The following is a 9,644-nucleotide window of genomic DNA, read 5'->3' as shown; positions in this document are numbered from 1 at the left end:
CCCCCGATCCTCAGTGCTCGGCACCGCCCTCACGGCGGCGCCGGGCGATGATCACCGAGGCGGCCCCGACGAGGAGGAGTCCCGCGGCGATCGAGACGGGCAGAGCGAGCTCGGAACCGGTGCGCGGCAGGTTCCCGCCGGGTCCCGCGGTGTTCTGCGCGTTCTCGTCACCGGCGCCCTGGGAGCCGGAGCCGTTGTCGTCGGCTTGGGAACCGCCGTTCTCGTCGGCATCGTTCTGACTTCCGTCGGCGTCATCCTGGCCGTCGTCGGCGCCTGAGTTCCCGTCGTCGGCACCTGCGTCCCCGCCGTCGCCTGCGTCCGCGCCGCCGTCAGCCGCTGCTGCCGCACTCGCACCCGCACCCGCGTCTGCGTCCGCCGAGGCTTCCGCGTCCTCACCGCCGGTGCCGCTTTCGGGGTCGAAGATCCCGACGAGAACGGGGTCGTGGTCGGAGGCGCGGTAGCGGTCGGGGGAGTAGAGGTCGGTGACGTTGTAGTTGAACCGGCTGTACTCCGAGGCGATCGGCTCGACGGAGTTGATGTCCCAGATGTCGGCACCGGTGACGGCGTCGAACGCCGTCTCGGCGTCGCCCGCATCGAGGGCGAGCACGTGGTCGAGGCTGCCCGTGCGGCCCTGGAAGACGTACGTCGACCCGTCGGTCATCTCCGCGGCGACGTCCTTGTACCCGGCGTCGTAGAAGACCTGCATCGGGTCCTCCTGCGTGTACGAGTTGAAGTCGCCGAGGAGGTAGACGTAGTCGGTGTCGGCCGCCGTCTGCTGCTGGCCGGCGAAGTCGACGAGGGCGTTGGCCTGCTTGACGCGGTCGGCGTTCGAGAAGCCCTGACCGTCGCCGGTGTCCTCGTTGCCCGGGCCCTCGCCCGAGCCCTTCGACTTGAAGTGGTTGGACACAGTGACGAACGTCTTCTCCGTCTCGGCGGTGCCGGCGTCGTCCTTCGGCGCGAACGCCTGGGAGAGGGGTTCGCGGGCATTGGAGAACGCATCCTCATCGTCGAGGATGACCGATTCGCCCTGCGGGGCCACCTCGGCGATCTGATAGATGAGGGCGGTGCGGATGACGTCCTCGGCAGCGGGAACGTCGGTCGGGGAGGGGACGAACGCCCACTTCTCCGTGCCTGCCGCCTCGTTGAGGCGGGTGACGAGCGTCTGCAGGGCAGAATCGCGGTCCTTGCCGAAGCGGGCCGAGTTCTCGATCTCCATGAGGGAGACGACCGAGGCGTCGAGGTCGCTGATCGCCTCGACGATCTTCGTCTCCTGCCGCTCGAGGCTCTCCGCGTTGGCCGCACCGCGGGCATCGCAGCCGCCGCGGACGGTGATCGGGTTGCCCTCGCGGTCCTCGTAGTAGGTGCAGCCGGAGAGCTGGTCGCCGGTCGTCGTGAAGTAGTTGAGGACGTTGAAGCTCGCGAGGCTGACCTGGCCGCCGACCTCCTCGGGTGCCGCGCTGCGGGTGTCGGAGAACTCCGCCGGCTGGACCGCCTCGGCGTTGTCGCCGGTGAGCTGCGTCGTCGGCTGGAACCGCCACTTGTCGAACCCGAAGCCGAGGACGACCGGTGAGGTGAAGGTCGCGGCCGCGCCGACGCGCACGGGGGCGTCCTGACTGAGGTAGGGCAGGGGCACGTCCTGGTCGCTGTCGAGGTAGTCGACGGTCGCGCCGTCGTCGAGGATGACCTCGCGGGCGAGGTTCTCGGCCTCGATCGCCTCCGCCTCGGCGCTGCCGGGACGGGCGACGTCGGTGGGCTGGCGGAGGACGCCGTCGCCGGTGGCGAGGGCGATCTCGCCGTACGTGTTCGCGTTGTAGTTGTCGGAGACGGTGAGCTCGCCGGAGGGCTGGACGAGCATGCCTTCGAGGGCCTCGCGCTCGGCGGCATCGTCGGGGAAGGCGCCTTCGACGGCCTTGACCGCCTCGGCGGGTTCGTCGAGGCGGGTCATCCCGGAGGCGGAGACGGTCAGCTGCGTCTGCCCGTAGCGCTCCGAGGCGGTGCCGGTGAGTTCGAGGAAGTCGCCGATGCTGACGTCGGCCACGGTGTCGGGGGAGTAGACGAAGATGCCGTCGGAGGCACCGGGTGTGGCGTCGTCGGCCCCGCCGGAGCCCGCGGTCTGGACGAAGTAGCCGCCGAGTCCGCCGGTCGGATACGCGGCCGTGACGACCCCGCGGGTCTTGACCGTCTCGCCCTGCATCGGGCTGGCGTCCTCGGTGCCCTGGATGTCGGCGATCGGAGTGACGTCCTCAGGAGCCGGGTCGCCGCCGTCGCCGCCGTCGTCGGGCAGGGCGTCCGGAGTCGGAGGTGCCGCGCTCCAGGCCCCGTCGATGAGCTGGATCGACTGACCGCCGGTGGCCGTGGCGCCCGTGGGGGTCGCCTCCTCGTCGACGACGGGGTCGGGGGTGTGGGTGTTCGCCCTGCCCGTCACGCCTCTGCCGCCGGTGACGCCGCCGATCTGGTCGAAGGAGATGAGCGTGCCCGCGTCGTCGATCGCGAATGCCGAGGCCCCGTAGCTGCCGTCGGCGGCCGATCCGGAGTTCACGGAGTTCGTGATCGGCACCTCGACGGCCAGGGCACCGGAGTCGCCGACGGTCGTGCCGTCGGGGACCGTGGTGACGTTCTCCGCCGCCTGGACGCTGCCGCCGCGGGTCACCGAGCCGACGGTCCATCCCGAGAGGTCGGTGCCGGGGTCGGCGGCGATCTCGATGAAGTCGGTGTCGAGGGTGTAGCCGATCTCGCTGATGTGCGGAGCGGTCACAGCACTCGCCGAGGCGGTCGGCAGGACGAGTCCGAGACCGGCGACGAGGCCGAGAGCGGCGGCGGAGGCGAGGGAGGACGAGGCTTTCATGGAGGCCTTTCGGGATCAGTGGGCACACGCGGACGTGACGGACGGATCCCTTGCACCCTATCGGCCCACTGGTCGACGCCGACGGCAACCATGTGAACGCGATGTGAACACTCGGGCAGTCCACTGAACGCGCTGACTGTGACCGAGCCTACACTCAGGGACCGACACGGAACGCGAACCGCGTCTCGACGAGCTGATGGTCGGAGGGAAACCGATTGTCCCGGTGACCGGGGATGAGCGCGCAGCGTCCGCCGACATCGGCGAACCCGGAGCGCGGGTGCTCCTCGCCGGCGGCCACGCAGCCGCGGACCACCGCGTCGAGGACGTCGAGCCCGCGGGAGAAGACGAAGTCGATCCTGTCCCGCGGTTCGCCGCCGCCCTCGTCTGTGGGGAGCGGTTCGATCGGGGACCACGTGTCGGCGGGAGTCGCGGCCGGGTCCGGGTGGATGTGCCGATAGGTGTCGACGAACCCGGCGGCGAGCACGGCGTCGGTGCTCGCCCACCGGGTGTTCGGCCGGTCCGCTCGCGCATGCCAGTCGAGCGTCGCCGGGGCATTGAAGTCGCCGCTGATGACGACGGGCATCTCCGGGTCGCCCGCGGCGGTGAGGATGCGCTCGGTCTCTGCGAGCACCGCGGTGATCTGGGCGAGACGCTCAGCCTCCTCGGCGTCGGCGATCTCCTGTCCCCGGCCGGCCAGCGCCTGATAGGGGCCGTACGGGTAGGGCGCGAGATGGACGGACCACACGAGGATCTGCGGGCCTTCGGGCACCGGCCGGACGAGGGCGGCCTGCGCGAAGGGCATCGTATCGGTGTCGACGGCCGTGGCCTCCCCGGTGCTCAGCACTGCGACGTCCGGGCCGGACTGGGCGAGGGCGGCGGTGAGCTTGGGGGCGAGCGCTTCGGCCGCGGCTCCCCAGCACTCCTGGACGGCGAGGATCTCAGCGGGGAACTGCGCGGCGATCGCATACTGCTTCTCCTGGCCGTAGTTCACCTCCCGGCCGCCGAACCACACGTTCCAGGTCTGGAGGGTGAAGGTCATCGGTCGTCGCCCCTTCGGGAGTCGAGGTGGAGGGTGGAGGTCACAGGATCGAAGCGCAGCTGCGTGAGGTCCGCCAGGCGCACAGCGGAGACGAGGGCGACGGACGGATCGGCGTTGACGCCGATGACGGTGCATCCGGCAGTGTGAGCGGCCTGCGAACCGACGCGCGAGTCCTCGAACGCGACGGCCGCGGCGGGGGTGAGGCCGAGCGCCCGGGCGGCCTGCTCGTAGATGTCGGGGAACGGCTTCCCGCGGGCGACGTCGTCGATCGTGACGACCTCGTCGAAGTGCGGCAGCAGTCCCGTCCGGTCGAGCAGCCCGCGCACGTCCGCGCGGCGACCGTTGCTCGCCACCGCGATCGGCACGGTGCCGGAGAGCGCGCGCACGAGCTCTGGCACCCCCGGCATCGGGGCCGACACCGCGGTCAGGGCCGCACTGTAGGCGCGGTCGACCTCGGCGACGGCGGGGACCGGGGCGGTGCCGGTTCGCGCTGCGTCGAGACGGGCCACCGCCTCGGCGGCGGTGAGACCGCGGAAGGACTCCGCGGCGGCCCGGTCGGCGCCGAGCCGCTCGAGATGGAACGCCATGAGGTCGAGCCAGGGCCGCTCCGAGTCGACGAGGATGCCGTCGCAGTCGAAGATCGCCGCGCGGACGGGCAGAGCGGTGTCGATCACGCCCACGCCCCACCCGCCTCGGCGCGCGGAACCCGCAGCGCAGGAGCGGCGGTGACCCGGGCGCTGACGCGGTCCCCGGGGCGCAGCTGCGCGGCGTCGGCCGAGGACAGCGACGCCGACCACGTGCCCGGCCCGGCGCCGAGGCGGTCAGGGCGACCGAGCCGGACCATCGTGCGCTCGCCGGTGTAGGTCGTGCCGGTGACCGCCAGCGTCCCGTCGGGCGACGGCGTGATCGCGAGGTGCTCGGGGCGGACGAAGACGACCTCGGTGCCGTCGGTGTCGACCGGCAGACGATCGTCCGGGCGCCAGGTCGCGGGGACGGCGAACTCGTTGACGGTGCCGACGAAGCGGGCGACGAACGGCGTGGCCGGGCGGGCGTAGACGGTCTCGGGAGCCGAATGCTGTGCGATGCGTCCGGCGCTCATCACGGCCACGCGGTCGGCGATCGCGAGCGCCTCGCCCTGATCATGGGTGATGAAGACCGTCGTCGTGCCCAGGGACTGCTGCACCCGCCGGATCTCGTCGCGCAGCGCGGCGCGGACCGTGGCGTCGAGTGCCGAGAGGGGTTCGTCGAGGAGGAGGACCTGCGGCTGGGTCGCCAGCGCCCGGGCGAGTGCCACGCGCTGCTGCTGACCGCCGGAGAGCTGGTGGGGGAAGCGGGGCCCCATATTGCCGAGGCCGCAGATCTCGAGGAGCTCGTCGCGGCGGGCGGCGCGCGCGCCGGCATCGACCTTCCGGATGCGCAGACCGTATTCGATGTTCTCGCTCACCGTGAGGTTGGGGAAGAGGCTGTAGCCCTGGAAGACCATGCCCATGTCGCGGCGGTTGGGCGGGAGCCCGAGGACGGACCGCCCGCCGACGAGGACATCGCCGGAGTCGACGGACTCGAATCCGGCGAGGATGCGCAGGGTCGTCGTCTTCCCGCACCCGGAGGGCCCGAGGAAGCTCACCATCGACCCGGCGGCGATGTCGATGTCGACGTCGGTGAGCACGCGGGTGGTCCCGAAGGACTTGACCACACCGCGGAAGGTCACGGACTTCGGGTCGGAGGCAAGTGCTGCGGCCGGGCGCGAACGCTCCGGAGCGGTCGTCTGGATCATGCGGGCTGGGTCTCCTTCTGCGGCGCGGCGGCCGCGGCGGCGGGGGCTGCCGCGTCGCCGAGGCTGCGTCGGTCGAATCGTGAGGCGCTGATGGTCGCGGTCGCGAGCAGCAGCCAGGTGGTGAGGTTGAGCAGGACGGACAGGGTGATCGACCCGCGGAAGTTCGCGTCCGAGAGGGTGTTGAGGAAGACGGGCAGGGTGTTGATCGAGAGGGTGGCCGCGATCGTGTACTCCCCGATCGAGAGTGCGAAGGCGTAGAACGCGGAGAACATCACCGACCCGCGGATGTTGGGCACGACGACGCGCGCCAGCGTGGTCCGCAGACCCGCGCCGAGGGAGGCCGAGGCCTCGTGGAGGGTGCGCAGATCGAGGGAGGAGAGTCCCGCGTCGATCGAGCGGTAGGTGAACGGCAGGCAGAGGATGACGTAGGTGCCGACGAGCACGAGCGGCAGATTCTCCGCCTGGAGGAGGAGGTTGATCTCCATGCCGAGACTGCCGCGGCCGTTCGACGCGAGTCCCCGCAGCACCGTCGTCATGCCCGCGGCGATGGCGATCGCGGGGATGACGAGCGGCAGGGTGCAGAGGATGGAGAGCAGCGACCGCAGTCGGGGCGCCCAGAGATGGACGGCGACGACGGCGGGGACTAGCGTGCCGATGAGCACGAGGGAGGTGAGCGCGGCGATGAGGAGGCTGCGGATGAGCGGGGCGACGATCGCTCCGGAGTCGGCCAGTCCCGTCAGCCCGTCCGTGGTGAACGTGCCGTCGGTCCGGAAGAACGCATACGTCAGCGAGCTCAGCTGCGGGGTGAGCACGAAGATCGCCAGGGCGATGAGCGGCAGCCACGTGAGGGTGCGGGCGGTCCTGCTCTCGCCGAGGCGGGGGTTCAGCGATCGAGCCATGCGGCGCTCCTCTTCGTCAGGGCGTTGAAGGCGATGAGCACGATGACGGCGACGACTCCGGTCGTCACGCCGAGCGCCATCGCCGTGCCCTCGCCGCCGGTGGCCGCGGAGCTCGCGAGCTGGCCGGCGATCTCGAGGGGGATGAGCGGGAACGCTCCGGTGCCGATGAGCACCGCCGCCGAGGCGTGGGTGCCGAAGGCGGCCCCGAACATCAGCAGCCACGCGCCGAGCACGGCGGGGGTGAGGACCGGGATCCCGACCCGGCGCCAGAAGACCCACGACGTGCCCCCGAGGGACGCGCTCGCCTCCCGCCACTCCCGCTTGAGGGCGATGAAGCTCGGGAGGGTGAGCAGGATCATCGTCGGGATGAGGAAGTACTGGTACATGAGGATGAGGCCCTTGACGCTGTAGAGGGTGAAGGACGGATCGAGCGCGGTGAGCAGCGAGACGAAGTAGCCGGTGTTGCCGACGGCGACGATGAAGGAGAACGCCAGCGGCACCCCGCCGTCGTTGGCGAGCACGCTCGAGACGACCGCGGCGATCGCGCCGACGACCTTCGACCGCACAGCTGAGAGCGCCCATGCGCAGATCCCGCCGGCGACCGTCGCGACCGTCGCCGCGGCGAAGGAGAGGACGAGGCTGTTCTGCAGAGCCAGCGACCGAGAGCCCGAGCCGAGCGAGGCGAAGTTCGCGAGGCCGAGGCTCGGCTCCTGCCCCGCGTCACCGGGGACGAGCAGCGAGGTGACGACCATGCCGATGACGGGCACGGCGAAGAAGACCGTGAGGATGAGCGTCAGCGGTGCCAGGGCCGCCCAGGCCGGCGAGAGGACTCGCCGACCCGGACGGGAGGGGGCTGCGGCCGGCAGGGTCATCCGACGGCCTGGGCCCAGTTGTCGGCGAGCACCTGCTGCTGCGAGGCGCGCTGCTCCTCGTTCGGCTGCGGTGCCGGTTCGCTCGTCGCGGCTTCGGGCAGCTTGCCGAGCGCCTCCTCGTCGACGGTTCCGGCGTCGACCATCGCGTCGAGGCGGCCGGGCTTGACGTAGCCCTGGAGGAGGAGGTTCTGCCCCTCGTCGCTGAAGACGAACTCCTGCCACAGGCGGGCGACAGCCGGGTGCGGGGCGTCGGCGTTGACCGAGGCGGCATAGTACGAGGAGACGGTCCCGTCGGAGGGGATCGTCGTCGTGAGGTCGACGCCGGAGTCCCGGACGTCGTCGGCCCACTGCAGCAGCAGGTAATCCCAGTTGAGGACGATCGGCGTCTCCCCGGTCTCGACCGTGCCGGAGACCGCTTCGGACGGGATGAGGTTGCCCGAGTCGGAGAGCTGCGCGAAGTAGTCGATCCCGGGCTGGATGTCATCGAGGCTGCCGCCGTTGGCCAGTGCCGCAGCATAGACGATCATGAAGCCGGACTCACCGGTGGTGGGATCGCCCGGCAGCGCGACCTGGCCCTCGTACTGCGGATCGAGGAGGTCGGCGAAGCTCGTCGGGCAGGTCTCGACGGCGGCGGCGTCGCAGCCGATGCCCACCGTGCCGCCGAGGTGGTTGTACCACGTGCCGTCGGCGGACTTCATGGTCTCCGGCAGGTCACCGGCGGTCTCCGGGGTGTAGTTCGCGAGCAGCTCCTCGTTCGTCGAGGTCACGGCGAAGGACTCGCCGGTGTCGAGGTAGTCGAGCGAGGTGTCCTGGCCGACGCGGTTCTTCACCGCATTGATCTGGTCCTGGCTCGAGCCGGAGGACGTGTCGTTGTTGATCTCGATGCCGTACTTCTCCGAGAACGCGTCGAGCAGGCCCCCGTAGTTCGCCCAGTCGGGGTAGAGGCCCATGACGTTGAGGGTGCCTTCGGCCTGTGCCGCGGAGATGAGGGCATCCATGCCCCCGCCCTCGGCGACGGAGGTGGCCTGGCGCCAGTTGGCCGACTCATCGGATTCGGCGGCGGCGGATCCGCATCCTGCGAGAACGGCAAGGGTTCCTGCGGCTGCGACTGCTGTGAGCGTGCGCGTGATTCTGGACATGGTTGAACTCGCCTTTCGGACTGTGTGCGCAGGGCGCACTCGGGTCGTGCGGAAGGGGCGGAACGATTCCCACCCTAGAAGATGTCGGGCGGATCACACCATGAGTTCACTGGTGAACTTGAGTGCGACAGTTGTACTTCACCAGTGAACATTGACCGTGGAGTGGAAGCGTGGTGACGACTCGGTGAATTCGCGGACCCGGGTTCCGGGCCCGTTCTGGCAGAGTGGAATGATGGCGGGAGTGGAGAGGGGGCCCATGACCACGGGACAGGCGGCGGCGAACGGCCAGACGGGTGCGCGCTACGAGCAGATCGCCGAGCAGATCCGTGACGCGATCCGCGACGGACGACTGGCGGTCGGGGACAACCTGCCCGCCGAGACGGTGCTCGCCGAGGAGTTCGGCGTCGCTCCCGGCACAGTGCGCGAATCGCTGAGACTGCTCGTCGCCGAAGGCACGATCAGCGGCCGGCGCGGCGTGCGCAAATCGGTGCTCAGGGTGCCCCGGCCCGCCGCGATCGCCGAGGAGTTCCGCAGCTTCGCCCAATGGGCCAGCGCCCACGGACGGACTCCCGGCGGACTCGTCGTCGAGCAGAGCTGGGAGATCGCGGGCGAGCGGACCGCTGCTGCGCTGAGCGTCGATCCGCGCGCCCGGGTGCTCGCGGTGCTGCGCGTGCGCACGCTCGACGGGGAGAAGGTCATGGTCGAGCGCACCCGCTACCCCGAGAGCCTCGGGCAGATCATCGAGGCGCTGCCCGCGGACCTCGGATCGGTCACCCGTCACCTCGCCGACGTCCACGGCATCGTCTTCGCCGGAGCCGACCACGTCTTCTCCGCCATCGTCTGCGGCATCCAGGATGCGGCGCTGCTCGACGTCGCCCGCGGCCGCCCGCTGCTGCGCCACGTCCGTCGCAGCCGGGACGCGGCGGGCCGCCCGCTCGAGGTCTCCGAGGACCGCTACCTGGCGAACAACCTGTCCGTGGCGATCACCAACGGACGCAACGTCAATCCCCTCAGCTGGCTGACGTCCGACGACGTCGACTGGGCCTGAGGGAGTCGACTGGGCCTGAGACAACGGC

The 9,644-nt window shown here is 70.7% G+C and carries 8 protein-coding genes; 1 reads left to right on the top strand and 7 read right to left on the bottom strand.

Translation table 11 applies throughout. The annotated features are described in order from the left end of the window. Positions 1–10: 10 nt before the first annotated feature. The 7 genes from ABD154_RS13420 to ABD154_RS13390 all read right to left on the bottom strand — a co-directional run bounded on the left by ABD154_RS13420 (position 11) and on the right by ABD154_RS13390 (position 8,568). A complete protein-coding gene (locus ABD154_RS13420; protein WP_344251425.1) occupies positions 11–2,845 on the bottom strand; it encodes an ExeM/NucH family extracellular endonuclease in 2,835 nt (944 codons plus the stop codon). A gap of 154 nt (positions 2,846–2,999) precedes the next feature. Next, the gene (locus tag ABD154_RS13415; RefSeq protein ID WP_344251424.1) at positions 3,000–3,884 is read right to left on the bottom strand and encodes an endonuclease/exonuclease/phosphatase family protein; all 885 of its coding nucleotides are present in this window, start codon (positions 3,882–3,884) and stop codon (positions 3,000–3,002) included. Beyond that, on the bottom strand, positions 3,881–4,558 hold the full coding sequence (locus ABD154_RS13410) for an HAD family hydrolase (RefSeq protein WP_344251423.1): 678 nt from the start codon (positions 4,556–4,558) through the stop codon (positions 3,881–3,883). The genes ABD154_RS13415 and ABD154_RS13410 overlap by 4 nt, the downstream gene beginning before the upstream one ends. Continuing rightward, entirely contained in the window at positions 4,555–5,658 is a 1,104-nt protein-coding gene (locus ABD154_RS13405; protein WP_344251422.1) for an ABC transporter ATP-binding protein, read from the bottom strand. The genes ABD154_RS13410 and ABD154_RS13405 overlap by 4 nt, the downstream gene beginning before the upstream one ends. Continuing rightward, positions 5,655–6,557: an ABC transporter permease gene (locus tag ABD154_RS13400; protein ID WP_344251421.1), complete on the bottom strand. Its 903-nt coding sequence runs from the start codon at positions 6,555–6,557 to the stop codon at positions 5,655–5,657. Before ABD154_RS13400 ends, ABD154_RS13405 begins: the two co-directional genes overlap by 4 nt. Then, positions 6,542–7,429: an ABC transporter permease gene (locus ABD154_RS13395; protein ID WP_344251420.1), complete on the bottom strand. Its 888-nt coding sequence runs from the start codon at positions 7,427–7,429 to the stop codon at positions 6,542–6,544. The genes ABD154_RS13400 and ABD154_RS13395 overlap by 16 nt, the downstream gene beginning before the upstream one ends. Further along, positions 7,426–8,568, bottom strand: a complete 1,143-nt coding sequence (locus ABD154_RS13390) for an extracellular solute-binding protein (protein WP_344251419.1) — start codon at positions 8,566–8,568, stop codon at positions 7,426–7,428. Before ABD154_RS13390 ends, ABD154_RS13395 begins: the two co-directional genes overlap by 4 nt. Positions 8,569–8,824: 256 nt before the next feature. On the opposite strand from ABD154_RS13390, the gene ABD154_RS13385 reads away from it, so the two are divergent. Beyond that, the gene (locus tag ABD154_RS13385) at positions 8,825–9,616 is read left to right on the top strand and encodes a GntR family transcriptional regulator (protein WP_344251418.1); all 792 of its coding nucleotides are present in this window, start codon (positions 8,825–8,827) and stop codon (positions 9,614–9,616) included. Positions 9,617–9,644: the final 28 nt, after the last annotated feature.

The sequence above is a fragment of the Brevibacterium sanguinis genome, assembly GCF_039528855.1.
Taxonomy (GTDB): Bacteria; Actinomycetota; Actinomycetes; order Actinomycetales; family Brevibacteriaceae; genus Brevibacterium; species Brevibacterium sanguinis.
This window is presented reverse-complemented; position numbering and strand designations above follow the sequence as displayed.

Bases quoted from the DNA above. Each gene is read 5' to 3' on its own strand.
- ABD154_RS13420 (WP_344251425.1), bottom strand. From the start codon at position 2,845: ATGAAAGCCTCGTCCTCCCTCGCCTCCGCCGCCGCTCTCGGCCTCGTC.
- ABD154_RS13415 (WP_344251424.1), bottom strand. From the start codon at position 3,884: ATGACCTTCACCCTCCAGACCTGGAACGTGTGGTTCGGCGGCCGGGAG.
- ABD154_RS13405 (WP_344251422.1), bottom strand. From the start codon at position 5,658: ATGATCCAGACGACCGCTCCGGAGCGTTCGCGCCCGGCCGCAGCACTT.
- ABD154_RS13400 (WP_344251421.1), bottom strand. From the start codon at position 6,557: ATGGCTCGATCGCTGAACCCCCGCCTCGGCGAGAGCAGGACCGCCCGC.
- ABD154_RS13395 (WP_344251420.1), bottom strand. From the start codon at position 7,429: ATGACCCTGCCGGCCGCAGCCCCCTCCCGTCCGGGTCGGCGAGTCCTC.
- ABD154_RS13390 (WP_344251419.1), bottom strand. From the start codon at position 8,568: ATGTCCAGAATCACGCGCACGCTCACAGCAGTCGCAGCCGCAGGAACC.
- ABD154_RS13385 (WP_344251418.1), top strand. From the start codon at position 8,825: ATGACCACGGGACAGGCGGCGGCGAACGGCCAGACGGGTGCGCGCTAC.